The following is a 25,197-nucleotide window of genomic DNA, read 5'->3' as shown; positions in this document are numbered from 1 at the left end:
TTCGGTCCCCGTCGCAATCTCGGCGAACACCCCATCACCAATGTGGTGATGATGGGCATGGGCGAACCCATGCTCAATTATGACAATGTGCTTACCGCCATGCGCATCATGAAAGATGACCTGGGTTACGGTATCGGCAAGAAGCGCATTACCCTGTCCACCTCCGGCCATATTCCGAGGATGGACCAGCTCAGCCAGGATCTGGATGTGTCCCTGGCAGTCAGCCTGCATGCTCCCAATGACGAGCTGCGCAACGAATTGGTGCCGCTGAATCGCAAGTACCCGCTGAAAGAATTGATGGCGGCCTGCAAGCGTTACAGCGACAACATCACCCACCGTCACAACACCATTACCATGGAATATGTGATGCTGCGTGATGTGAATGACAAACCGGAACACGCCCGTCAGCTGGTCAAGCTGCTTAACGGTATTCCGGTGAAGGTCAACCTGATCCCGTTCAATCCTTTTCCCCATGCCGGTTATGAACGGTCACGGAAAAGCGATATTCTGGAATTTCATAAGTACCTGAATGACAATGGATTGCTGACCACCGTAAGGACAACGCGCGGTGATGATATCGATGCCGCCTGTGGTCAGCTGGTGGGGCAGGTGCAAGATCGGACCCGGCGCAGTGAGCGCTGGAAGCAATCCATTTTTCATCGCTCCGAACAAACCGATAACAACACAGCGCAAGCGCAATGAGACGTTTTTTTCGGGTTTTTCCGGGTCTGCTGATCGCAGGCCTGTTGGCCACCGGGTGTGTAACGGTGGAATCGGGGCAACGGGAAGTGAATGTGGATAATGCAGTGACCAGCCGTGTGGCTGCTGGTCTGCAGTATCTGCAGCAGGGCGACCCTTCCGAGGCCCGTCGTCATTTCTCACGGGCTTTAGCTCATAACGACGACAGCGCGGTGGCGCACAACGCCATGGCGCTGCTTTATAAATATGAAAATGACCCGGAGCGGGAAGAATTTCATTACCGTAAGTCACTTAAGGCAGATAGTAACTACGCTCCGGCACTGAACAATTACGGCACCATGTTGTATAGCCGTGGTGATTACCAGGCGGCACTGGAAAAATTCAAGCGTGCTGCCAATGACCCCGCCTATCAGGGGCGTGGCAGTGCCTGGGCAAACATGGGTCGTTGTTATCGTGAGCTGGGTGACGAAGAAGCGGCGAAGAAGGCCTTTATCAAAGCCATCCGCCTTGATAGCCGCGCGGTTACCCCGAACCTGGAACTGGCTGAGCTCTATTACAAGGAAGAGCGCATGCGCATGGGCTGGGATTATTACCAGCAATACCTTCAGCGTAGCGGCCGGCAAAGTGCCCGGTCACTGTGGCTCGGCATCCGCTTGGCCAACGATTTGGGTTACGAAGATCAGCAGTCCAGCTATGAGTTGGCACTGGAAAATATCTATCGCCGCTCAGCGGAATACCGCGAGTGGCAGAATTGGAAAGCCTCTCAGGAGAGCGGGAAATGAGCGATAACATGGTCGTGCTACCGGGTGAACGTTGTCGCAAAGCCCGTGAGGCACTGGGTTGGACCCCTGCCGAAGCGGCGAAGCGGATGCACCTTTCCCAGAGCTACCTGGTAGCTCTGGAAGCGGATGACTACGAGCGTCTGCCCGAAGCTACTTTCGTAAAGGGTTACCTGAAAAACTACGCCAAGCTGCTGGGCCTGCCGGCGGATGAAATCGCCAATACCTTCCAGCAGATGGTTAACGATGATGCCTTTGACAAGCCGCTGGATCTGCCCAAAATGGCGCCGCCACCGTCCGTGTGGCGCAAGCCGTTGCTGGCGGTGGTGGCAGTGCTTGTTGTGGTGGCTCTGCTGATCTGGCTGTGGCCGGAAGAGAAGGCACTGGCGCCGCTATCGTCCGGGATGAATGCGCCGGAAGAGTCGGTACCCGTGCAGGGTGATGAAGAGGTCGGAGAGGAAGCTGGCCCTTTTCCCGGTCAGCAGGAACAGCTACCAGAGCAGACCGGTGACGAACTGTCCCCCCAGCCGCTTGACGATGCTGCTAACGACGCCCAGCCTGAAGAGGGTGAGGCAGCGTCAGACATCGACAGTGATCAAGGCGCCGAGAGCCTGGATAGCAGCGACGAACCGGCACCGAACATGCTGGCTGAAAACGGTCTTGATCGCCTGCTGATGGCCTTTTCCGGCAACTGCTGGATCAGCGTCAAGGACGCCACCGGTCGCACCTTGCGTCAGGGGGAGCAGCCGGCAGGTGCCTCGCTGCAGCTGGACGGCAAAGCACCATTCAGCCTTACCCTGGGCGATGCGGGTGCCGTCGATGAATTGATCCTCAATGGCGAGGCTGTCACCTTGCCGACGAATTCCCCCGGTACAGTTGTGCGAGTCTCCATTCCCTGATTCGCGAGGGTAGAAACACCATGGAACCGGAAGTCAAAATCCAGCGCCGCAAGACCCGTCAGATCTTTGTCGGCAACGTCCCTGTGGGCGGCGATGCCCCCATCTCCGTACAAAGCATGACTAACACCGAAACCTGTGACGTGGATGCCACGGTTGGCCAGATCCGCCGCTTGCAGGATGCAGGTGTGGATATCGTGCGGGTGTCGGTGCCGAGTATGGATGCCGCCGAGGCCTTCGGAAAGATACGCCAGCAGGTGGATGTGCCGCTGGTTGCGGATATCCATTACGATTACAAGATTGCCTTGGCTGTGGCAGAGCGGGGCGTGGATTGTCTGCGTATCAATCCAGGCAACATCGGTCGTGAAGACCGTATCAAGGCAGTGATCCAGTGCGCCAAGGACAAAGGCATTCCCATTCGTATCGGTGTCAACGCCGGCTCCCTGGAAAAGGAGCTGCAGCGTAAATACGGTGAGCCCACTTCCGATGCGCTGGTGGAATCCGCCATGCGCCATGCGGAGATTCTGGATCGCTACGATTTTCAGGACTTCAAGGTGAGCGTGAAGGCCTCCAATGTCTTCATGACCCTGCAGGCTTATCGCAAGCTTTCTGCCCAGCTGGAGCAGCCCTTGCACCTGGGCGTCACCGAAGCGGGTACTTTCCGCTCTGGCACGGTGAAATCCGCCGTTGCCCTGGGGGCGCTGTTGATGGAAGGCATTGGCGACACCATTCGTATTTCCCTGGCCGCCGATCCAGTGGAAGAAGTGCGGGTCGGCTTTGATATCCTGAAAAGCCTGAACCTTCGCAAGAAGGGCGTGAACATCATCGCCTGCCCCAGCTGTTCCCGGCAGAACTTCGACGTGATCAAGACCGTCAACGAGCTGGAAGCACGCCTGGAAGACATCAATGAGTCTGTGGATCTGGCCGTCATTGGTTGCCTGGTGAACGGTCCCGGTGAAGCCCGGGAAGCGGATGTGGGCCTCACTGGCGGCACGCCCAACAACCTGTCCTATGAAGATGGCAAGAAAAGCCACCACGTGACCGCAGACAATCTGGTCGATGAACTGGAGCGCATGGTGCGGGCCAAGGTGAAGAAACAGCGCGACGACGAAGCCAAAGGCATTATTGCCAGAAGCGAGTGACAAATAGCTGGGCAGACATCGCGGTCGAACGACCGCTCCCGCGGTAGAGATCGGCTTGTGGGGGTGGTCATTCGACCGCGAATTACGTCCGGCAGTAGCAAGGACATTCTGTGAGCAAGAAGATTACCTCCATCCGCGGGATGAACGACATCCTGCCGGAACAGACAGGTCTCTGGCAGTGGCTGGAAGACAGGGTGCGCGGCGTGCTGACCAGCTACGGCTATCAGGAAATCCGCATGCCGGTGGTCGAGCAGACCGACCTGTTCAAGCGCAGCATCGGTGAAGTCACCGACATCGTCGAAAAAGAGATGTACACCTTCGAGGACCGCAACGGCGACAGCCTGACCCTGCGCCCGGAAGGGACCGCCAGCTGCGTGCGTGCCTGCGAGCAGCATGGTCTGTTGTATAACCAGACCCAGCGGCTCTGGTATACCGGCCCCATGTTCCGCCACGAGCGCCCCCAGGCTGGCCGCTACCGCCAGTTTCACCAGATCGGTGTGGAAGTGTTCGGCATTGGCGGCCCGGATATCGATGCGGAAGTGATCCTGCTCACCGCCCGACTCTGGAAAGCCCTGGGCCTGGCGGACAAGGTCACCCTGGAGCTCAATTCCCTCGGCGACAGTGAAGACCGTGCCCGCTATCGCGATGCCCTGGTGGATTACCTGAAAACCCATTTTGACCGTCTGGATGAAGACTCCCAGAAGCGTCTGGAGCGCAGCCCCCTGCGCGTACTGGACAGCAAGGATCCAGGTACCCGCGAAGTGCTCCAGGATGCGCCGCAGCTGGCGGAATACCTCAACGCCGATGCCCGCGAGCACTTTGACGGGCTGAAAGCCTTGCTGGATGCCAACGGCATTGCTTATAAAGTGAACCCCTATCTGGTGCGTGGTCTGGATTATTACGGCAAGACCGTGTTCGAGTGGACCACCGATGCGCTGGGCGCCCAGGGCACCGTGTGTGCCGGTGGCCGATACGATGGTCTGGTGGAACAACTGGGCGGCAAACCCACCCCCGGTGTAGGCTTTGCCATGGGCGTGGAACGGCTGATTCTGTTGATTGAGCAGGAAAAGCCGGAACTGTCTGCCCCTGTGGACGTCTATGTGATGGCCATGGGCGATGTACTGGCACCGACCATGGCTCTGGCTGAACAGTTACGCGATGCCTTGCCCGGTCGCGGCATCCAGCTGCATTGCGGCGGTGGAAGCTTCAAGAGCCAGATGAAAAAGGCGGACCGTAGCGGTGCCGCCGTCGCCCTGATCATGGGTGAAGATGAACTGGCCAGCGGTGTGGTCACGGTGAAGCCGTTACGCGGGCAGGCCGAACAGAAACAGGTCGCCCAGGGCGATGTCACCAACGCGCTGATATCATTTCTGGAATAAACGATTCGCGACAGGCGGCAAACGTCATGATGCGATCACACAGGAACAACGACGGCACTGATCGTGTAGCAGTGCGCAACGTGTTCCTCCCGGCGTGAATGGCAATGCCGGGGAAACGAAATACCCAAGCGCCGGTAAGAATGCTTCCCGGCAATAAAAACGAAAGGAGAGCAGGGTGGTCGATTACATCCGCGACGAAGAAGAACAGGTTGAACGCATCAAGGCCTGGTGGCAGGAAAACGGAACTGCCGCAGTTATTACGGTGGTGCTGGCAGTGGCGGCGCTGATTGGCTGGCGCCAATGGCAGGGCCATCAGGGTGAGCAGGCGGCCAAGGCCTCGGCGCAATATCAGCTGATGGTGGAAGCGCTGTCCGCCAACCCCATGGATGCGGCGTTGATCAACGACAAGGCTGATCTTCTCATTGAGGATTACTCTGGCAGCGCCTATGCGGATTACGCCCGTCTGGCCAAGGCCAGCCTGGCTGTAAAGAGCGCGGACTACGACAAGGCGGTGAGCTTCCTGCAGCCGGTGGCCGATGATGGCGCCACCGATGCGCTGAGCTACACCGCCAGCTTGCGTCTGGCCCGGGTATTCCTGCAGCAGCAGGCCTGGGACCAGGCCGACGCCCAGCTCGGCAAGCGTTTCCCGGCTGCCTTTAACGGCATGGCGCTGGAGCTGAGAGGCGATCTGGCCAAGGCCCAGGGCGAGGCAGAGCAGGCCCGTGACCTTTACACACAGGCCCTGGATGTCCTGCAGGACGGTGGTGAAAAAGACCGTGTGCAGATGAAACTGGACGACCTGAAAAGCGTTTCCTAAATGAAAAACTTTCTCTTCCCCATCCTGCTGGCCAGCCTGGTGCTGGCCGGCTGTAGCTCCAACCCCAATGCCATTGAGCCCAACGACCTGCCGAAATTCGAGGCCAGCTACAAGGTCAAGCGGCTTTGGAAAGAGGGCGTGGGCAACGGGGTGGAGGACAGCCAATTGTCACTGCGCCCAGCGGTGACCGAGCAGCAGGTGTTTGCCGGCGACGTGTTCGGCGACGTCTATGCGGTCAGCCGCGACAAAGGCAAACGCCAATGGCGGGTGAAAACCGATGACCGTATTGCCGGTGGCTTTTATGCCGGCTACGGCATGGTGCTCTACGGTACCCGTGAAGGTATGGCGGTGGCCCTGTCCATGGAAACCGGTGAGACCCTCTGGCGCACCAGGCTTTCCGGCGAAGCCCTGGCGATTCCCGCCAGTGACGGCAATGTTGCTGTATTCCAGACCCAGGACGGCCATGTCACAGCTCTGGATGTGGAAAGTGGCGAACAGCTGTGGGACTACGAGACCCCGGTGCCTACCCTGACCCTGCGTGGGCTGGCACAGCCTACCCTGGCTAACGGCAAGGCCTATGCCGGTTTTGCCAACGCCAAAGTGGCTGCGCTGGATCTGGAGAACGGTATCCCGCTGTGGGAGCAGCGTATCGCCGAACCCACCGGTCGCTCTGAACTGGATCGTCTGGTGGATGTGGACAACAACCTGATCGTGGAAGGTGGCGGTGTGTTCGCGGTGACTTTCCAGGGCAAGGCAGCAGTGGTGGACCAGGAAAACGGTCGCCCCTATTGGGAAAAGGAACTGTCCAGCGCCCAGATCATCAGTGCCAGCAATGGCAGCCTGTTTGTGGCTGACGACAAAGGTGTGGTGCGCGCCCTGGATATGCGCAGTGGGACGGTTCTGTGGAAGCAGGAAAAGCTCTATGGTCGCCGTCTTACCGGTACCGCCGTACAGGGCAATCACGTGGTGATCGGCGACTTCGAAGGCTATCTGCACTGGCTGGATGTGGATGATGGCAGCATCGTTGCCCGCAAACGTCACGATTGGGATGGCTTTGCCGGCACCGCCGTGAGCTACGATGGTGTCCTCTATGTGCTCAGCTACGATGGCAAACTGGCCGCTTACCAACTGAAAGAACGTTAATCTTCGCTGAGGGGTGGTCAAGCGATCACCCCCTTGGTGCCTGCCCCCGTATTCCCTTTTTTCTTCTCTCCGCCTCTATCATCGAATTGCGTTACCATAGCGCCCAGACATCCTTGCAGAGACAACTATGAAACCGGTCATCGCCCTGGTGGGGCGGCCCAATGTGGGCAAATCCACCCTGTTTAACCGACTCACCCGTACCCGTGACGCTCTGGTAGCGGATTACCCGGGCCTGACCCGTGACCGAAAGTACGGTGACGGTCGGCTGGGGGATTATCTGTATACCGTTGTGGACACCGGTGGCATCGGGGAAAACGACGATGGCATCGATGCGCCCATGACAGAGCAGTCACTGATGGCGGTAGGTGAGGCGGATCTGGTGTTGTTCCTGGTCGACGGTCGGGCCGGTCTGACCGCCGCCGATGAACAGATTGCCATGGAGTTGCGCAAGCTGCCCAAGCCCACCTATCTGGTGGTGAACAAGACCGATGGTATCGACCAGGATACGGCAATGGCCGATTTCTATGCCCTTGGCCTCAATGAGGTGTTGCCCATCGCGGCTGCCCATGGCCGGGGTGTGCGCAGCATGATCGAAACCGTGTTGGCGGCCTTTCCGGACCTGGAGCCCTATTACGATGAGCAGGGCGAGCCAGTGGATACCAATGATGGCAGCATCCGTGTGGCCGTGCTGGGTCGCCCCAATGTGGGCAAGTCCACCCTGATCAACCGCATGCTGGGGGAAGAGCGTGTGGTGGTCTTCGATCACGCCGGCACCACCCGGGACTCCATCGAGATCCCCTTCGAGCGCATGGACAAGGCCTATACCCTGATCGATACCGCCGGGGTAAGGCGCCGTGGCAAGGTCGCCGAAATGGTGGAAAAATTCTCCGTGATCAAGGCGCTGCAGGCGGTGGATGCGGCCCAGGTGGTGGTGCTGGTGATCGATGCCCGTGAAGGCATCACCGATCAGGATCTGCATCTGCTGGGCTATGTGCTCGACAGCGGCCGCGCCCTGATGATCGCCGTGAACAAGTGGGATGGTCTGGATGCGGACCACAAGGAACGGGTGCGTGTGGAACTGGGGCGCCGCCTGGAATTCGCTCCCTGGGTGAAGATCAAGTTCATCTCTGCACTGCATGGCACAGGGGTAGGCGACTTGTGGGGCATGATTGAAAAAGCCTGGGATTCCGCCTTTATCAAGGTAGGCACCAACGAGATGACGCGGATCATGGAAAGTATTACCGCCGGCCACCCGCCGCCGCGTAATGGCCGTTTCCGCGCCAAACTGCGTTACGCGCACCTGGGCGGCAACAATCCGCCTACCATCATCTTGCATGGTAACCGTACCGAATCGTTGCCGATCAGCTACAAGCGCTTTCTGGAAAACCGTTTCCGGGAAGTATTGAAACTGGACGGCACGCCCATTCGGCTGGAATTCAAATCCGGTTCCAATCCCTTTGAAGGGCGCAAGAACGTACTCACGGATCGTCAGGTGCACAAGCGCAAGCGTATGATCAAACGCTTCAAGAAGTAACCCCGCAACACGGGGGAGGGGGCCACATCAAACGTCGGGGATCGTGGGGCAAACATTGGAGGCAAGGCCTGCTGGGGCTGGCCTGTGCGCAGGGCGTGCAGGCCCTGGAACCGATGATGCCGCTGACGGATGAGCCGGCCATGGTGCTGACTCCCGCCCGGGTCAGCCAGCCCCAGTCCGAAGCGCCCGCCAGCGTCACCGTCATTGACCGTAATTTGATCGAAGCCAGCGGCGCCCGGGAACTCTACGAGGTGCTGCGGCTGGTGCCGGGCATGTCGGCCGTAAAAGTGGACGGCAACGTTCCCACGGTGGCTTATCACGGCACCCAGGCCAGGGACTCGCGCCGCATGCTGGTCTTGCTGGACGGCCGCAGCCAGTATCAGCCTGGGCTGGCGCGGGTGAACTGGAACGACATGCCCGTGGACATCCGCGATGTGGAGCGCATCGAAGTCACCCGTGGCCCGGCCGCCGCTGCCTACGGTGCCAACGCCTTCACCGCTGTCATCAACATCATTACCCGCGATCCCCGCGATATCAGCAAGCACACCCTGGCGGTGCAGGGTGGCAATAACGCCATCCGCGATGGCTATGCCTCGGCCGCAGGTCGCACTGACGCCGGCGCCTGGCGGGCGTCCCTGTCACGGCGTGCCGATGATGGCTACGACGAACCCTTCGAAGGTCGCCGACTCAACGACGCCAAACGGATTGAAACCCTCAATGGCGAATGGGTCCGTGAATTGGACTCGCGCAATACCCTTATCATGCAGGCAGGCGGCAGCCAGAGCCGACTTGAGCGGCAGCAGGAAGGCGGGGTGCAGGATATCGGCATCTACCAGCAGGACCCAGTGCAAAACGGCCAGCGCGCCTTTGCCTCCCTGCAATGGCAACACGCCTTCGATCAGCACCACCAATTGCAGATCACCGGCTATGGCCAGTACACCCGGGATGTGACCGATTTTTCGGTGTGCTACCGGGATCCGCTCACCGGCCAGATCGGGCCAGGCGGCGGGGTGTTGTTTTCCCGGGAGCTGCGCGAACTGTATCTGGAAAATGACCGTGATGTGGGCGCTACTTTTGCCGCCGCACAAAGTGACCCGGATTTCGCCAATCGCTATGCCATCCTTCAGTCAGCCAATGCGCCTTTCTGCGCCAGCAGTGCGCTGGACGTCGAGGAAGAGCGCTATGACCTGGAAATCCAGGACACCCTGCAAATGGGTGAGCGGGTACGACTGGTCAGTGGCCTGAACCTGCGCCATGACCGGGTCAGCTCCGACAGTTATCTGTCCGGTACCTACGACAATGTCAGTTATCGTGCCTTCGGTAATCTGGCGGTGGATCTGCTGCGCCCGGTGACTCTGAACCTGGGTGGTTACTGGGAGCGTGACAGCATCTCCGGCCAGCATTTCAGCCCCCGCCTGGGCCTTAACTGGCGGGCCGCCCCGGGACACAGTTTCCGCTATGTGTTTTCCAAAGCCCTGCGCACCCCGGATATCTACGAAGATCAGGCGCGCACCAATATCCGCGCCCGGGAGCTGTCGCCACCCTTTGCCAGCAATACCGACGCTCTGCTCGGCTGGTCCCCGGCCTATTTCTTTATTACCCAGACCAGCCCCGGCACCCTCAAACCGGAGCGGATCCGCTCCTGGGAGCTGGGTTATTACGGGCAGCTCTCCGGTCTGGAACTGGATGTGCGCTATTTCCAGGAAGAGCTCACCGACCTGCTCAGCCATGCCCTCAATCCCTTTGAGTTCGAGCCCAATAACGAAGGGCGGGTGGATCATCAGGGCACCGAGGCCCAGTTGAGCTGGCGGCCAGGGGTGAACCACCTGCTGAGAGTGACCGGTGCTCATATCCACACACGCGTCAATAAAAAGACCGAAGGGCGCCTGGCGGCGCGGGACAGCGCCAGCGCCCTGTGGGCCTGGCAACTTAGCCACCATTGGGGCTGGTCCTCCGCCTATTACCTGGCTAACGACTACAACGACAATGTGTTCGAGCGGCTGGACCTGCAGGTGCGTTTCCGGCACCGGGTGGGTGATACGGAACTGGAGTGGAAGGGCGTGGTGCAGCATGCTCTGAACAAGGAGCCAGTGGTCTTCGAGGAAAACCGTTATCAGGAAGACCGTTTCTGGTTGGGACTGGCGGTGAGGATTTAGGGATGAACAGGCAGGGACGCCTCATCCTGTTGTTATGGCTGGCCTGGCTGGCGGCGCCACTCTGTGCCCAGACCCCGTTACCGGTGTATGTGCTTGCCGAAGACGGCCCTTTCCGTGACAGTTTTATTCAGGCGCTGGACACTGCCACCATGCCGCCCATTACCCGGGTGGCCGATCCGCAACAGGCAGAGCTGCTGATCGCTGTCGGTGATCAGGCGTTCCGGCGTGCCCAGAAGCTGGACAAGCCATTACTGGGTGTCTACGTGAGCCGCTCGGCGGTGGCCCTGGCCCAGCGAAAGCGCTGCCAGTGCCAGGGAATCTGGGCAGGGGTGGCATTGAACGATCAGTTGGCCATGCTGGAGACCATGATGCCACTGGCGCGCAGGGTGGGAGTGATTGTCGGCCCGAAAAGTGCCTGGACCCCAGGCATGGTTCAGGATTATCAGGGCCGGTTGGGGCTGACCCTGCTGCCGGTCTCGTCGGTGGAGGAGCTGGGGGATCGCCTGCGTGAGCGTCTGGCTGAGTTCGACGCCCTGTTGTTGCCAGTGGATGGCCAGCTATTTGGTCCAGGCACAGCCAAGCTGGTGCTGCTGACCAGTTACCGACTGCGTCGGCCAGTGTTCGGTCCGGACCAGGCCTATGTACAGGCGGGCAGTGTGGCCAGCCTGTACGCCAGCGGTGCGGACCTGGTGGCTGAGACCCTGGTGCATCTGCAATTCTTTCATAACAGCAAGCGTCTGCGCCGCTCCGGCTTTGTGCATACGCCGACGGTTGCCGTCAACGAACATGTGGCCAACAGCTTTGACATGGTGTTTCACGACATCGACTCCCTTCGTGATGCTCTGGAGGTCTCTCCATGAGAAAAGGGGCCATCAAAAAAAAGGGGGCAGGCATCCGCAAGCAGCTGCAGCTTCTCGGGCTGGTGCCGGCTCTGATCATGTTGCTGCTGCTACTGGTGGCGCTCACCTGGCAACGCTTTGAGGATGCGGATCGGGACCTGCGAGAATTGGGCAGCTATCTGGCCCAGCAGATCGCCTCCTCGTCAGAGTACGGGGTTCTGGCGGGCAACTACGATGATTTGCGCCGTCAGGCGCGCCTCGCCATGCAGCAGGCAGATCTGCAGTACGTGGTTTTCCATGACAGTGACGGCCAGGTGCTGCTCTATGAAGGGCGAGGCCTGAGACAGGATCATAGCGACGTGCTGGAGTTTCATTCCGGTATCTACCGCCAGCCGGTGTCCGACAGTGGCCCCCTGAAGGGGGAGGCCACAGACAGTCAGCCTGAGCGGATCGGTGAGGTGGTACTGGGTATGTCCAGCTCCCGGCTGCTGGCGCGGCAGAAGGAAATCCTGCTGGCCAGCCTGCTTCCTGCCCTGTTCGCTATCATCATCGGCCTGTGGATCGCCCACTACCTGGCCCGCCAGATCGCCTCCCCGCTGGGCTATCTGTCCGGTCTTCTGCGTACCCTGCGCAATGGTGATTATCGGGTGCGTGGTAGCAGCTATCTGCGCGGCGAACTGGCAGAGCTGCAGGATGATATCAATGAGCTGGCCAGTAGCCTGGAAGGGGCGCACCGGGAGCAGCAGAGCGCCATCGACAAGCTGCGCCATGCCCACCGTCAGGCGCAGACCGCCAGCCAGGCCAAGAGCGATTTTCTGGCCATGATGAGCCACGAGTTGCGCACCCCCATGAACGGGGTGCTGGGTATGCTGCAATTGCTGGAAGAAACCCCGCAGAGCGAAGAGCAGCACGAATACACCCTGGCGGCTCTGGAATCCACCGGGCACCTGCTGGACGTGATCAACGACATTCTTGATTTCTCCCGTATTGAGGCCGGCCGCATGGATCTGGATCCGGTTTTTTTCGAGCTGCTACCGTTGCTGGAAAACTGTGTGGCCACCTTCCGCTACATGGCGGAAAGCAAAGGCCTGTACCTGCACTTGGAAAATGCCGACGCGCTGGCGGGCAAAATGGTGCGCAGCGATCCCACCCGGCTACGCCAGGTGCTCAACAACCTGATTTCCAATGCGGTGAAATTTACCCAGGAAGGGGGCGTGGTCCTTGAGATCACCGCCGCTCAGGTGCGTGATGACTGGCTGGACCTGACCCTGGCGGTGCGCGACACCGGCATCGGTATTCCCCGGCATCGCCAGAGCGATCTGTTCAAGGCTTTCTCGCAGATTGATTCGTCCACCTCCCGGCGTTTTGGTGGCACCGGTCTGGGGCTGGCTATCGCCCGCCGGCTCAGTGAAATGCTGGGTGGCACCCTGAGAGTGAGCAGCGATGAAGGTGGCGGCAGCACCTTTACCCTGTCGTTGCGCTTGCTCTACCGCAGTCAGGCGCCGGCCCCGCTGGCGGTACCGGCGGACGAAGAGGATCGCATAGGCGGCCTGTTGTTTGGCCTGGTGCTGCTGGTGGAGGACAATGACGTGAACCTGCTGGTGGCCCGGCGACTGCTGGAGCACATGGGGGTGACCGTGGTCACAGCGACCAATGGACAGGAAGCCCTGGAAAAAGTCCGCCAGCGGGATTTCGACTGCATCCTCATGGATGTGCAGATGCCGGTGATGGATGGCCTGGAAGCTACCCGGGAATTGCGCCAGTGGGAACGTGAGCGGGGGCGGGCGCCGATTCCTGTGATAGCACTCACCGCCAACGCCATGGACGAAGAGCGCGACCGCTGTATGGTAGCGGGCATGAACGCCCACCTTGCCAAACCCTTCCGGCGTCAGCAGCTTACTCGGGTGCTGAGCCCTTATCTGACCCCTGAACACGCTCAACACGGGCGCTGACTTCGCCGTCCGCCAGGCGGGTAGTGAGGGTGTCGCCGGCCCGTATCTGTGTGACCGAACGTACCGCTTCCTCGCCCTTGAAGGTAATGCTGTAACCGCGCCCCAGGGTTTCCAGGGGGCTGGCGGTGTGCAGCCGTTTGCCCAGATTGCCCAGCTGCACTTGGTGCTGCTGGATCAGTCTCAGCAAGGGTTGTGGCAGGCGTTTTTCCAGAGTCTGCAGCCGTTGCTGGCGGTCTGCCAGCAGCCGTTGCGGGGATTGCCGGGCCAGCCGCTGCTGGCTGGGGCGCAGCCGGCTTTGCAGCAGTGCCAGGCGTTGTTGCATGTGCCGCTGCAGCCGACCCTGTAACTCATCCAGCCGCTGGCTGCTCTGTTCCAGGGAATGGCGCGGCGAGCGCAGCCGCTGGCTCAGGTGGCGCAGACGCTCCTGGGGCGCACGCAGCTGTTGGGCCATCACCCAGCGCAGGCGCCGGTGCAGGCCGCCGAGCCGTTGTGTGACCACTGACAGGTCCGGGCTCACCAATTCGGCAGCGGCGGAAGGGGTTGGTGCGCGCATATCCGCAGCAAAGTCGGTCAGCCCGGTGTCCACTTCGTGGCCCACGGCGGAGACGATGGGGATCGGGCAGGCGGCCACGGCCCGGGTCAGGGCTTCATCGTTGAAGGCCCACAGGTCCTCCAGGGAGCCGCCGCCGCGACCGATGATCAGCACGTCGCATTCCTCCCTGCGAACCGCCAGATCCAGTGCTTGACGCAACTGTGCCGGGGCATCGTCACCCTGTACCGCCGCCGGGTAGATCACCACCGGAATGGACGGGCAGCGGCGTTTGAGCACCTGCAGAATGTCGCGAATGGCGGCGCCGCTGGGGGAGGTGATCACGCCGATCTGGGTGGGCCAGGCGGGCAGGGTGCGTTTGCGTTCCTGGGCGAACAGACCTTCCGCCTGCAGCTGGGCCTTGAGCGCCTCGAACTGGGCCTTGAGCGCCCCCTGGCCCGCCGGCTCCATGTGCTCCACCACAATCTGGAAGTTGCCGCGGGGTACGTAGAGGGTGACCTTGGCGCGTACCAGTACCTGTTGACCATTCTGGGGATTGAAATCAAGCAGCCTGTTGCGATTTCGAAACATGGCCCCATTAATCTGGGCACGCGAATCTTTCAGACTGAAATACCAGTGCCCGGAAGCCGGACGGGAAAAGTTGGACAGTTCTCCCTGCAGCCAGATGAGCGGAAAGGAGCCTTCCAGCAGGCCCTGGGCTTCCAGGTTCAGTCGGCTGATCGATAGCGGTTCGGCGCGGGATGAAAAGGTCATCGCGGGAGGGTAGCGATTTTCCTCCGACCTTGCCAGCGCTCTGATTGTGTACCACGGTGGGTTTGGCGTATAATTGCCCGCTTAATTTCCGGGGGTGGCAAAGGTTTGCCGCCTTAACCGGCGGCACCCGGTCCTCCTCCTTAACTCCGGGTGCGCCCGACAGAACCCCAATCAGCGGTTCTGACCGGGAACCCTCTCACTTCCTACGGTGCAATATGCTCAGAATCGTGCAAGAAGCATTGACGTTCGACGACGTTCTGCTTGTACCCGCCCATTCCAATGTGCTGCCCAAGGATGTGTCCCTGAAATCGAAGCTGACCCGGGACATCGCCCTCAATATTCCGCTGGTGTCCGCAGCCATGGATACGGTCACCGAGCACCGCCTGGCCATTACCATGGCCCAGGAAGGCGGCATCGGCATTCTCCATAAGAGCATGGAAGTTGCCGATCAGGCCCGTAACGTGCGGATGGTAAAGAAATACGAATCCGGCGTGGTGAAAGATCCGATCACCGTCAGCCCGGACACCACCGTTGCCGAGCTAATGCGTATCACCGAAGCCAACAAGATCTCCGGCGTGCCGGTGGTAGAAGGCAATCTGGTGGTGGGCATCGTGACCAGCCGTGACACCCGCTTCATCACCAATTACGACCAGTGTGTGAAGGACATCATGACCGGCAAGGACCGGCTGGTGACCGTACAGGAAGGCGCTGGCGCGGATGAAGTGCAGGCGTTGCTGCACAAGCATCGCATTGAAAAAGTCGTGGTGGTGAACGCCAGTGGTGAGCTGCGCGGCATGATCACCGTGAAAGACATCGAAAAAGCCGCCAAATACCCTAACGCCTGCAAGGACTCCCAGGGTCGTCTGCGGGTTGGCGCTGCTGTTGGTACCGGTGCCGGCACCGACGAACGCGTCGCCGCGCTGGTGGAAGCCGGTGTGGACGTGATCGTGGTAGACACCGCCCACGGCCATTCCCAGGGTGTGATCGACCGGGTGGCCTGGGTGAAGAAACACTTCCCGGAAGTACAGGTGATTGGTGGCAACATCGCCACCGCGGCCGCCGCCAAGGACCTGGTTGCCGCCGGTGCGGATGCCGTGAAAGTGGGCATCGGCCCTGGCTCCATCTGCACCACCCGTATCGTGGCGGGCATCGGCGTGCCGCAGATTACTGCCATCTCCGATGTGGCCGAAGCCCTGAAGGGCACCGGTGTGCCGTTGATCGCTGACGGTGGTATCCGCTTCTCCGGTGACATTTCCAAGGCGGTTGCCGCTGGCGCCAGTGCCATCATGATCGGCTCTCTGCTGGCCGGCACCGAAGAAGCGCCGGGTGACGTGGAGCTGTTCCAGGGTAGCTACTACAAGGCCTACCGTGGCATGGGCTCCATGGGTGCCATGTCCGGTTCCACCGGTTCCTCCGACCGCTACTTCCAGGATGCCGCTGCCGGCATCGAGAAGCTGGTACCGGAAGGTATCGAAGGCCGGGTACCCTACAAGGGCCCCATGAGCGCCATCGTTCACCAGCTGATGGGCGGCCTGCGCGCCTCCATGGGCTACACCGGCTGTGCCACCATCGAAGAGATGCGCACCAAGCCGGAATTCGTGAAAGTCACCAACGCGGGCATGAAAGAATCCCACGTGCATGATGTGACGATCACTAAGGAAGCACCGAACTACCCGGTGGGGTGATTCGGGGCCTGTCGTGACTTGAAGGGGGTCGGACGTCTGAGGTCGGACGTCTGACGCCAGAACCGGTCGGAGACATCTCCGGCCGTTTTGCTTTTAAAGCGTCCGACGTCAGACATCCGACGTCAGACCCGTAACCAACAAGGTCCGGCGCCAGCCGTCGGCAACCACCGCGGGATAGAACCCCATGCAAGATATCCATGCCCAGCGCATTCTGATTCTGGACTTCGGTTCCCAATACACCCAGCTGATTGCCCGCCGGGTACGGGAAATCGGCGTGTACTGCGAGATCCGTGCCTTCGACATGACCGCCGAGGAGATCCGTGAGTTTGCGCCTAAGGGCATCATCCTGTCCGGTGGTCCGGAATCCGTCACGGCGGCGGAAACCCCCCGTGCCCCGGATGCGGTGTTCGAGGCGGGTATTCCGGTGCTGGGTATCTGCTACGGCATGCAGACCATGGCCGAGCAGTTGGGCGGTAAGGTGATTGCCGGTGAAAAGCACGAATTCGGCTACGCCCGGGTGGAGAAGGCGGAAAAGAATAGCCTGCTGGACGGCATCGTCGACCACGAAGAGCAGGGCAAGGAATACCTGGATGTGTGGATGAGTCACGGTGACCGTGTCGGCGAGATGCCGGCGGGTTTCGTGGCGACGGCCACCACCGGCAGCTGCCCCATTGCTGGCATGGCCAACGACGAAAAACGCTTCTATGGCATTCAGTTCCACCCGGAAGTGACTCACACCCTGCAAGGTGGTCGCCTGCTCGAGCGCTTCGTGCGCGAACTGTGCGACTGTGAAGCACTGTGGACGCCGAGCAATATCATCAACGATGCCATCGACACCATCCGCGAGCAGGTAGGCACCGACGAGGTGATCCTGGGTCTGTCCGGCGGGGTGGATTCCTCCGTGGTGGCGGCGCTGCTGCATAAGGCCATCGGCGATCAGCTCACCTGCGTGTTCGTGGACAATGGCCTGCTGCGTCATCAGGAAGGCGACCAGGTCATGGAAATGTTCGCCGACAATATGGGCGTGAAAGTCATCCGCGTGGACGCGGAAGACAACTTCCTGGGCAAACTGGCCGGCGAAGCGGACCCGGAAAAGAAACGCAAGATCATCGGCAACACCTTCATCGACATCTTTGATGAACAGGCCAGCAAGCTGAAGAACGCCAACTGGCTGGCCCAGGGCACCATCTATCCGGACGTGATCGAATCCGCCGCCAGCAAGACCGGTGGCGCCCATGTGATCAAGAGCCACCACAACGTGGGCGGCCTGCCGGAAGACATGAAGCTCAAGCTGGTCGAGCCCCTGCGCGAACTGTTCAAGGATGAAGTGCGCAAGATTGGCCTGGAGCTGGGCCTTCCCTACGACATGGTCTACCGTCACCCCTTCCCGGGGCCGGGCCTTGGTGTACGCATCCTTGGCGAAGTGAAGAAGGAATACGCCGACACCCTGCGTCTGGCGGACCATATCTTCATCGAAGAGCTGCGTGCCGCCGGTCTGTACCACAAGACCAGCCAGGCCTTCGCCGTGTTCCTGCCGGTCAAGTCAGTGGGTGTGGTGGGCGATGCCCGTCGCTACGAATACGTGGTGGCCCTGCGCGCCGTTGAAACCATCGACTTCATGACCGCCCGCTGGGCGCACCTGCCCTATGATTTCCTGGAGCTGGTCTCCAGCCGCATCATTAACGAGATCCCGGGCATCAGCCGGGTGACCTACGACATCTCGTCCAAACCCCCGGCCACCATCGAGTGGGAATAAGCGATGCAGAATAAAAAAAGGCGGCCAAATGGCCGCCTTTTTTTATATCTCTGCCGTGGTGCAAGTTGGCTGTAACCATCTCGAGCCAGGTACAAGCTTTGACGACAGTGGGGGGCTGGAAGGCCCCCCGCATTTCCATCAGCGAGACAGGTGAACTGTCGCGGGCTGCGATAGTGCGCCGATAAGGTCCTTCACTTGATAGACGAAGGTATCGGTTTTGATGCTGGGGTGGTTCGGAAGGTATTTAACGCTCCCATCACTGAATACCTGAACTGAACCACTCTGCGGGGAGGATATAATCTCCAGTGAGTTTGTATCCAGATTGCCGTCCGGATCATAGTCATTGTTCAGAGGGTTGAAGGTGACGCCATGTTTATGGCTGAACTGGATGTGGTCATCATTGGCCACCGGTGCTGAATTGTTCTGTTCAACACTAACCTGAATGCTGTCCTGATCCTTGAAGCCCAGGTCATCAGTCACGACCAACGTCACGGTAGCTTCAATAGTTTCCCCCCCTGCCATATCAGGAGTCACAAGCTGTGCCTGTGGCTGGTTTGCATTGATCAGGCTCATGCCCGGGTGATCGACACTCCATTGGTAGGTAACAATCCTGCCATCATCCGTGGAGTTTCCGCCTTCCAGGCTGAGGGTCTGGTTGGGAGCGGCAAGGATATCCGTACCTGCCTCAGCAGAGGGAACACTGGGGTGCCGGGCATTGATGGACAGACGGCCGGTGAGGGGAGGGTTGGTTTCGCTTTCACAATACTGGGTGAAATCAGCCATGAAGCGTTCCACACTCTCCGCTTGCTGGACAATGTCGAGAACGGTAAAGGAGCCGCTGAGCGTGTTGCAGCCACGCCCGTCACCGCCGATGTCGAGCCCGGCCACAATGGTATCCTGAAATGGAAAACGTTCTGCCGGGTCATAGTGCCCATTTGTCAGCGGTGCATCATAGGGGGCGGCAAAGTCTGCCCGCCAGAAGCTGCCGGTATCAATATTGGCACTGACGCCATTATCGTAATTGATGCTGGCCGTAATGGCATTGAACGCATCGTCAAAATACCAGTCCTTGCCCTGACCAATGTAGTCGCCGGCCTCACTGTGAAGTTCCAGGAATGTCAGTGGTGCGCTCTTGCTGACAAGAGGGAGTGTTACCTCTTTTTCATCCGTGAGCCCTTGGCTATCAACCACGCTCAGGAGCAGGGTGATTTCGGTGCCTGACAGGGGGAGCTCCGGTACCGTGAAGGTGGGTGTCATTGAGGACGGGTTGTTCAATGTAATAGGCGTGCCGGAGGTCTGTTCCCACTGCCCTGAGATGATCGAGCTATTGCTTGAGAAGGACTTGTTGCCGTTCAGAGTAACCTCCTCGCCCTCCAGGAGGTGGCGCAATGGGCTGTCGATCACAGCAACCGGATAGGGGAGCGGGGCGGCCAAACCGCTGTTCATTCGGATACTCCCGGTTAGCGGTGCGCTGTTGTTGCCGCAGTATTGAACAAAATCCAGTGCGACAACCGGCGTCGCTGCGTTCAGATCCAGTTGGTGAATGAAGAAGTCCCCATCGATGGTATTGCATCCTCTCCCGTCCATGGATACGGAAATGCCTGGGCGCCCGGGGCTTTTGAATGGGGCGCGTTGTGCGTTGAGGTAATGCTGGGTGCGCATTGCTTCGCCGCTGGGGGCGACAAAAGTCAGTCGCACATAGTGATCGGGAGAATCATAGTCGAGTTTCAGTTCGTCGTTGCTCGTTGTCAGGCTGATATCGCCAGTGCTGTCCGTGAAGGTGTAAGTGTTGCCGCCACCAATGTAGTCGCCAGAGACGCTATCCAGAAAAATGGTGTCTGCAGCATTGGCAAACAGTGGTGAGAAAATCAGAGGTAATATCCCAAGATAGTGCTTTTTCATGATGACCCCCGCAGAGTTGTTATAGTCATATCGGTCGGCTGACCCCTGCGACAGTGTAAGGATTCCGGCTGCCATCTGGGTGAGGTTGATCTCCTAACTCTTTGTAAGCTTTTTCTTATTGGGGTGGAGGTGTGAACTGGTGGGAGTCTGCGTCGCGCAGGGGCGTCGCCGGCACCGTGAAGCTCAAGAGCAAACTCGCATCAGGTGCGTAATCAGGTCCACCTGTCTGCTGAAGCTGTTCTTCTGCAGCAGTGATTTTATGTTGGTGCGAATGGTGCTGATGGCCAATTCCATTTGCTCGGCAGTTTCGGCGGTGTTGGCCCCCTTGAGCAGGCACAGGCAGACGCGGGCCTCGGCTTCGGTGGCGCTGATGACCTTGCGAATTTCGGCAATGCTGGGGGTGCGGCAGACATTGGGGTCGAAAATTTCCACCAGGACATTGCTGTTGTTGCTTTCTCGGTTGTGTACCGGGGTGATGGAGATCCGCAGGGGCAGGGCGCTGGTTTGCAGGTAAAGGGTGTCGCTGTCGTCCAGGGCGCCGGTCTTGCCGGTAATGAACAACATCAGCTGGGTGTAGAAATCCTTGCCAAACTGTTGATCCCTGAACGCGATTTCCCGGCTGTCCCGATTGATGGTGAATACCCTGTAGCGTTTGCCGATCTCCACGAAGGCCGGGCTGGCACTGACCAGGAGAGAAACCGGCGAAAAGACGGCAACGGGCTGTTTCAATACGGCGATGCTGCTTTGCAGGTCCTTGAAGCTCTGCTCCGAGCGGTGCAGTCGCTCATACAAATCGAGGGCTATTTCAGCGTGTTTTTTCAGCCGCGAAAGCATGGCCATTTCTGTCTTGCTGAATACCCGGCTGTCTTTGTGGCGGTTGAATACCAGTACCACGTGTTGCTGGTATTTGTTGGTGAACGCAATGGTGGCGCTGTCGATAATGCCGGCGGCGCGTATCCAGGTCCGGGAGAAGGTGGACATATCTGCGAGAAAGTCGCTATCCGGGTCGCCATCGGCGTAGCTGAACAGGGCGTTGGGGCCCGTTTCCAGTGCCCGGGCAATCGCCTTGTCCTTGAACACCAGGCCGGTCTTGAGCATCAGGGGGACGACGCCGGGCGGATAGCCCACGGCCCAGCCATACAGTCCTTTCAGGTGCGGCTCTTTCTGTATCACGGCCAGGCAACAGCTGACCAGGTCAAAGGTGTCGCGGATGTTGCGCAGAAAGAGGTCGAAGCCGTCCTTGTGTTCAACACAGCTGTAAAGACTGGTGACCAGACTATCCAGAATATCTGCCTGGGTGTCGTCCGGTTCGAGCTGTTCGGCACTGGGTTGGCCGTTTTCTGCCCGCGCCAGATGAGTAAGTTGGCTTCGATCGGCTGCTGACATTCCCTTGTACCTTCCCCCGGGCAGAGCTTATTGCCCATAAAATTGTTAACTGGTTCAAATATAGCGAATAGGGGGAGGCCGATCCAATGACCCCTGGAGCGGGTGGCGTGGTGCTGGCGGCCCATTTTGGGGCGGGCGGCGCGGCAAGGAGCGTCCATGGGAAATGCCGCGCCACAGGGCGTTCAGCAGGATTCACTGCTTGAAAAGTGTCCAGATTTGCTTAAAATACGCTCCCTTGCCGGAATTCAGGCCCTGTTTGTACAGTTGCCTGGAGTGAGAGCAGTCTCTCAGCCGGCCAGAATTCATTCCGTTTCAGTCAGTTGCGCACGCCGGCCGCTGGGGTCGGGGTTGTTGTGCCCGTTGTGGTGGCATACAATGCGCGCCTATTTACTGAGGCGGTGAGGCATCCTGCCTCGTTTTCGATAACAGATTGGAGGTTCACGACATTAAGCGTGGAGGCAAAGGCCGCGAGCAGCGCGCCAATATAAATCAGCAAATCCAGGCAACCGATGTTCGGTTGATTGATGTAGACGGTGAGCAGGTCGGTATCGTGACCCTGCAGGAAGCGCTGGAGAAAGCCACCGCAAAACAGCTGGATCTGGTGGAAATCTCCCCTGGTGCGGAACCGCCGGTTTGCCGAATCATGGATTACGGCAAACATCTGTTTGAAGCCAAACAGAAGGCCAAGGAAGGGCGCAAGAAACAGCGTCAGACCCAGGTCAAGGAAATTAAATTCCGTCCCGGCACCGACATTGGTGACTATGAGGTGAAACTGCGTAACCTCATTCGTTTCCTCGAGGCCGGCGACAAAGCGAAAATCACCGTCCGTTTCCGCGGTCGGGAGATGGCTCACCAGGAACTGGGCCGGGAGCTTCTCGCACGTATCGAGAAGGACCTGGAAGAATACGGTTCTGTTGAGCAACGTCCGAACATGGAAGGGCGCCAGATGATCATGGTGCTCAGCCCGGGCAAAAAGAAGAAACAGCCGTAACCGGTTGTTGAACTAACTAACCAACTTGAGAAGGTACCATGCCTAAAATCAAGACAAATCGTGGGGCTGCCAAGCGTTTCAAAAAAACCGCCTCCGGTTTCAAGCGCAAGCAGGCATTCAAAAACCACATCCTGACCAAGAAGTCTTCCAAGACTATTCGTCAGCTGCGTCCGAAAACCGAGGTACATGATTCTGATGTGGCTCTGGTTAAACGCATGATGCCCTACGCATAACTGATACGGTTTTTGGAGATCTGAAAAATGGCACGAGTAAAGCGTGGTGTGCAGGCCCGTCGTCGGCACAAGAAAATTCTCAAGCAGGCTAAAGGCTACTACGGTGCCCGCAGCCGTGTATTCCGTGTAGCGGTTCAGGCCGTTACCAAAGCCGGTCAGTACGCGTACCGCGACCGTAAGGTTCGCAAGCGTCAGTTCCGTCGTCTGTGGATTGTTCGTATCAACGCCGCTGCGCGTCTGAACGGCCTGTCCTACAGCCGTCTGATTGATGGTCTGAAGAAAGCGTCCATCGAAGTAGACCGTAAAGTACTGGCGGACATCGCTGTCCGCGATCAGGCAACCTTTAGCGCTTTGGCCGAAAAAGCCAAAGCGAGTCTCACCGCCTGATTACTGTTTCGTCCTAGACAAAACAGCATACTCAACGGGGGAAGAGCTCGCGCTCTTCCCCCGTTTTTGTTTGAAAAAGACGAGTTGCAAGCTACAAGTTTCAAGTTACAACGCGGAAGAGCCCATGCCTTTCGGTCAGCGCTATCGCCGCGCACCCGGATGAGATTCGCGTCGACATGGTTCCCGAGTGGCACAATCCAGGGGCGCGCCTTGCAACTTGAAACTTGTAGCTTGCTCCTGATTTAAAGACTGCGGAGTCTTCAATGGAAAATCTCAACGCCCTGGTTGATGCTGCCCTGGCAGACGTCGAACAGGCTGGCGATATCCGGGCCCTGGACGATGTCCGGGTGAAGTACCTGGGCAAAAAAGGCGAGATCAGCGCCCTGATGAAGGGCCTTGGCAAGTTGAGCGCGGAAGAGCGCCCCAAGGCCGGTGCGGTGATCAACGAAGGCAAACAGAAAGTCCAGGATGCCATCGCTACCCGCAAGCATGCCATGGAAGAAGCGGCCCTGGCTGAGCAGCTGGCCAGTGAAACCGTGGACGTGACCCTGCCGGGCCGGGGCGAACTGCCCGGCAACCTGCACCCGGTCACCCGCATGCGTCGCCGCATTGAAGACTTCTTCCTGCGTCTGGGCTTTGATATTTCCGAAGGGCCGGAAGTGGAAGACGACTTCCACAACTTCGAAGCCCTGAATATTCCGTCCCACCACCCGGCGCGGGCCATGCACGACACCTTCTACTTCGGTGACGGCCGTCTGCTGCGTACCCACACCTCGCCGGTGCAGGTAAGGGTGATGGAGCAGGGCAAACCGCCGTTCCGCATCATTGCTCCTGGACGGGTATACCGTTGTGACTCCGACCTGACCCACACACCCATGTTCCACCAGGTGGAAGGCCTGCTGGTGGACAAGGACGTCACCTTTGCCGACCTGCGCGGCACCGTGGCGGAATTCCTCAAATTCGTGTTCGAAGTAGAAGACCTGCCGGTGCGTTTCCGCCCCAGCTACTTCCCGTTCACCGAGCCCAGCGCCGAAGTGGATGTGGGCTGTGTCAGCTGTGGCGGTAAAGGCTGCCGGGTGTGTTCCCACACCGGCTGGCTGGAAGTCATGGGCTGCGGCATGGTGCACCCGAAGGTGCTGGAGCACGGCGGTGTAGACGCCAGCGAATATAGCGGCTTTGCCTTCGGCATGGGCGTGGAGCGTCTCACCATGCTGCGCTACGGCGTTAACGACCTGCGGATGTTCTTCGAGAACGACACCCGCTTCCTGTCCCAGTTCGGTTAGGGCGTTTCTGTAACGTCAGGCCGCCGTTGGAGCCTTGTTCACAAGGCGAATTCCCCCGGCGGCCATACAGAAACTCCCATGATTTAAAGGAATTCGACAATGCGTTTTAACGAAGCCTGGTTGCGGGAATGGGTCAACCCCGCCATCGATACCGACACCCTGGTGAAGCAACTGACCATGGCCGGCCTGGAAGTGGACGCCGTGGAACCCGCCGCCCCGGTCTTCACCGGCGTGGTGGTCGGTCAGGTGGAAAGCTGCGAACAGCACCCGGATGCGGACAAACTCAGCGTCTGCCAGGTCACCAATGGCAAAGACACCGTGCAGGTAGTCTGCGGCGCGTCCAACGTGCGCACCGGCCTGAAAATTCCCTTCGCCCAGGTGGGCGCGGTACTGCCCGGCGACTTCAAGATCAAGAAAGCCAAGCTGCGCGGCCAGGAATCCAACGGCATGCTCTGCGGCGCCTCCGAGCTGGGCCTGGAAGACCTGATCGATGGCCTGATGGAACTGCCGGAAGACGCCCCGGTGGGCTCCGACTTCCGCGACTACCTGCAGCTTAACGATGCGGTCATCGAAGTGGACCTGACCCCCAACCGCGCCGACTGCCTGAGCGTGCGCGGCATCGCCCGGGAAGTGGGGGTGATGAACCAGAGCCCGCTGGCCAACATGAACATCGACAAGGTGGCCCCGGCCATCGACGACACCCTCACCGTGACCCTGGCGGACAGCGAAGGCTGCCCCCGTTACCTGGGCCGGGTTATCAAGGGCGTCAACGTGAACGCCGACAGCCCCCTGTGGCTGATCGAGCGCCTGCGCCGCGCCGGCCTGCGCACCATCGATCCCATCGTCGACGTGACCAACTATGTGCTGCTGGAACTGGGCCAGCCCCTGCATGCCTTCGATCTGGCCAAGCTCAACGGCGGCATCACCGTGCGCAA

The 25,197-nt window shown here is 59.5% G+C and carries 21 protein-coding genes; 18 read left to right on the top strand and 3 right to left on the bottom strand.

The window, feature by feature from the left end; all coding sequences use genetic code 11:
- The 11 genes from HUJ17_RS07500 to HUJ17_RS07450 all read left to right on the top strand — a co-directional run.
- The coding region (locus HUJ17_RS07500; protein WP_290510114.1) for a radical SAM protein at positions 1–702 on the top strand (702 nt) is incomplete at its 5' end.
- Complete coding sequence (pilW, locus tag HUJ17_RS07495; protein ID WP_290510113.1) at positions 699–1,481, top strand: type IV pilus biogenesis/stability protein PilW; 783 nt, start codon at positions 699–701, stop codon at positions 1,479–1,481. The genes HUJ17_RS07500 and pilW, both read left to right, overlap by 4 nt.
- On the top strand, positions 1,478–2,377 hold the full coding sequence (locus HUJ17_RS07490) for a RodZ domain-containing protein (RefSeq protein WP_290510112.1): 900 nt from the start codon (positions 1,478–1,480) through the stop codon (positions 2,375–2,377). Before pilW ends, HUJ17_RS07490 begins: the two co-directional genes overlap by 4 nt.
- 20 nt (positions 2,378–2,397) lie before the next feature.
- Complete coding sequence (gene ispG, locus HUJ17_RS07485) at positions 2,398–3,516, top strand: flavodoxin-dependent (E)-4-hydroxy-3-methylbut-2-enyl-diphosphate synthase (protein WP_290510111.1); 1,119 nt, start codon at positions 2,398–2,400, stop codon at positions 3,514–3,516.
- A gap of 110 nt (positions 3,517–3,626) precedes the next feature.
- Positions 3,627–4,895, top strand: coding sequence for a histidine--tRNA ligase (gene hisS / locus HUJ17_RS07480; protein ID WP_290510110.1), 1,269 nt, complete (start codon positions 3,627–3,629; stop codon positions 4,893–4,895).
- Between the two features lie 175 nt (positions 4,896–5,070).
- A complete protein-coding gene (locus HUJ17_RS07475) occupies positions 5,071–5,712 on the top strand; it encodes a tetratricopeptide repeat protein (protein ID WP_290510109.1) in 642 nt (213 codons plus the stop codon).
- A complete protein-coding gene (gene bamB, locus HUJ17_RS07470) occupies positions 5,713–6,855 on the top strand; it encodes an outer membrane protein assembly factor BamB (protein WP_290510108.1) in 1,143 nt (380 codons plus the stop codon).
- Positions 6,856–6,982: 127 nt separating this feature from the next.
- A complete protein-coding gene (gene der, locus HUJ17_RS07465) occupies positions 6,983–8,389 on the top strand; it encodes a ribosome biogenesis GTPase Der (RefSeq protein ID WP_290510107.1) in 1,407 nt (468 codons plus the stop codon).
- Between the two features lie 116 nt (positions 8,390–8,505).
- Positions 8,506–10,545: a TonB-dependent receptor gene (locus HUJ17_RS07460; protein WP_290510106.1), complete on the top strand. Its 2,040-nt coding sequence runs from the start codon at positions 8,506–8,508 to the stop codon at positions 10,543–10,545.
- A gap of 2 nt (positions 10,546–10,547) precedes the next feature.
- Positions 10,548–11,405 carry a hypothetical protein gene (locus HUJ17_RS07455; RefSeq protein WP_290510105.1) on the top strand — a complete coding sequence of 286 codons (858 nt, stop codon included), beginning with the start codon at positions 10,548–10,550 and terminating at the stop codon, positions 11,403–11,405.
- Positions 11,402–13,336, top strand: a complete 1,935-nt coding sequence (locus tag HUJ17_RS07450) for an ATP-binding protein (RefSeq protein WP_290510104.1) — start codon at positions 11,402–11,404, stop codon at positions 13,334–13,336. The genes HUJ17_RS07455 and HUJ17_RS07450 overlap by 4 nt, the downstream gene beginning before the upstream one ends.
- Here HUJ17_RS07450 and xseA read toward each other — a convergent pair.
- Positions 13,281–14,639 carry an exodeoxyribonuclease VII large subunit gene (xseA, locus tag HUJ17_RS07445; RefSeq protein ID WP_290510103.1) on the bottom strand — a complete coding sequence of 453 codons (1,359 nt, stop codon included), beginning with the start codon at positions 14,637–14,639 and terminating at the stop codon, positions 13,281–13,283. The genes HUJ17_RS07450 and xseA overlap by 56 nt on opposite strands.
- Positions 14,640–14,854: 215 nt before the next feature.
- Between xseA and guaB the strand changes: the two genes are divergently transcribed.
- Positions 14,855–16,324: an IMP dehydrogenase gene (gene guaB, locus HUJ17_RS07440; RefSeq protein WP_290510102.1), complete on the top strand. Its 1,470-nt coding sequence runs from the start codon at positions 14,855–14,857 to the stop codon at positions 16,322–16,324.
- Positions 16,325–16,508: 184 nt separating this feature from the next.
- Positions 16,509–18,080, top strand: coding sequence for a glutamine-hydrolyzing GMP synthase (gene guaA / locus HUJ17_RS07435; protein WP_290510101.1), 1,572 nt, complete (start codon positions 16,509–16,511; stop codon positions 18,078–18,080).
- Positions 18,081–18,218: 138 nt separating this feature from the next.
- On the opposite strand, the gene HUJ17_RS07430 is transcribed toward guaA, so the two are convergent.
- Positions 18,219–19,982: an Ig-like domain-containing protein gene (locus tag HUJ17_RS07430; protein WP_290510100.1), complete on the bottom strand. Its 1,764-nt coding sequence runs from the start codon at positions 19,980–19,982 to the stop codon at positions 18,219–18,221.
- 183 nt (positions 19,983–20,165) lie between these two features.
- Positions 20,166–21,368 (bottom strand): hypothetical protein, encoded by a 1,203-nt coding sequence (locus HUJ17_RS07425; RefSeq protein WP_290510099.1) that lies wholly within the window; start codon positions 21,366–21,368, stop codon positions 20,166–20,168.
- A 430-nt stretch (positions 21,369–21,798) separates the two neighbouring features.
- On the opposite strand from HUJ17_RS07425, the gene infC reads away from it, so the two are divergent.
- The 5 genes from infC to ytpR form a co-directional block, all read left to right on the top strand.
- Positions 21,799–22,359: a translation initiation factor IF-3 gene (gene infC, locus HUJ17_RS07420; protein WP_290510098.1), complete on the top strand. Its 561-nt coding sequence runs from the start codon at positions 21,799–21,801 to the stop codon at positions 22,357–22,359.
- Between the two features lie 38 nt (positions 22,360–22,397).
- Entirely contained in the window at positions 22,398–22,592 is a 195-nt protein-coding gene (gene rpmI / locus HUJ17_RS07415) for a 50S ribosomal protein L35 (protein WP_062817370.1), read from the top strand.
- A 27-nt stretch (positions 22,593–22,619) separates the two neighbouring features.
- Positions 22,620–22,979, top strand: a complete 360-nt coding sequence (rplT, locus tag HUJ17_RS07410) for a 50S ribosomal protein L20 (protein WP_035249061.1) — start codon at positions 22,620–22,622, stop codon at positions 22,977–22,979.
- A 263-nt stretch (positions 22,980–23,242) separates the two neighbouring features.
- Positions 23,243–24,262: a phenylalanine--tRNA ligase subunit alpha gene (gene pheS, locus HUJ17_RS07405; RefSeq protein ID WP_290510097.1), complete on the top strand. Its 1,020-nt coding sequence runs from the start codon at positions 23,243–23,245 to the stop codon at positions 24,260–24,262.
- Between the two features lie 99 nt (positions 24,263–24,361).
- On the top strand, positions 24,362–25,197 hold an 836-nt coding region (gene ytpR / locus HUJ17_RS07400; protein WP_290510096.1), incomplete at its 3' end, for a YtpR family tRNA-binding protein.

The organism is Alcanivorax sp., from assembly GCF_014762765.1.
Taxonomy (GTDB): Bacteria; Pseudomonadota; Gammaproteobacteria; order Pseudomonadales; family Alcanivoracaceae; genus Alcanivorax.
The sequence above is the reverse complement of the archived record's forward strand: the minus strand, read 5'-3'. Positions and strand labels throughout refer to the sequence as shown.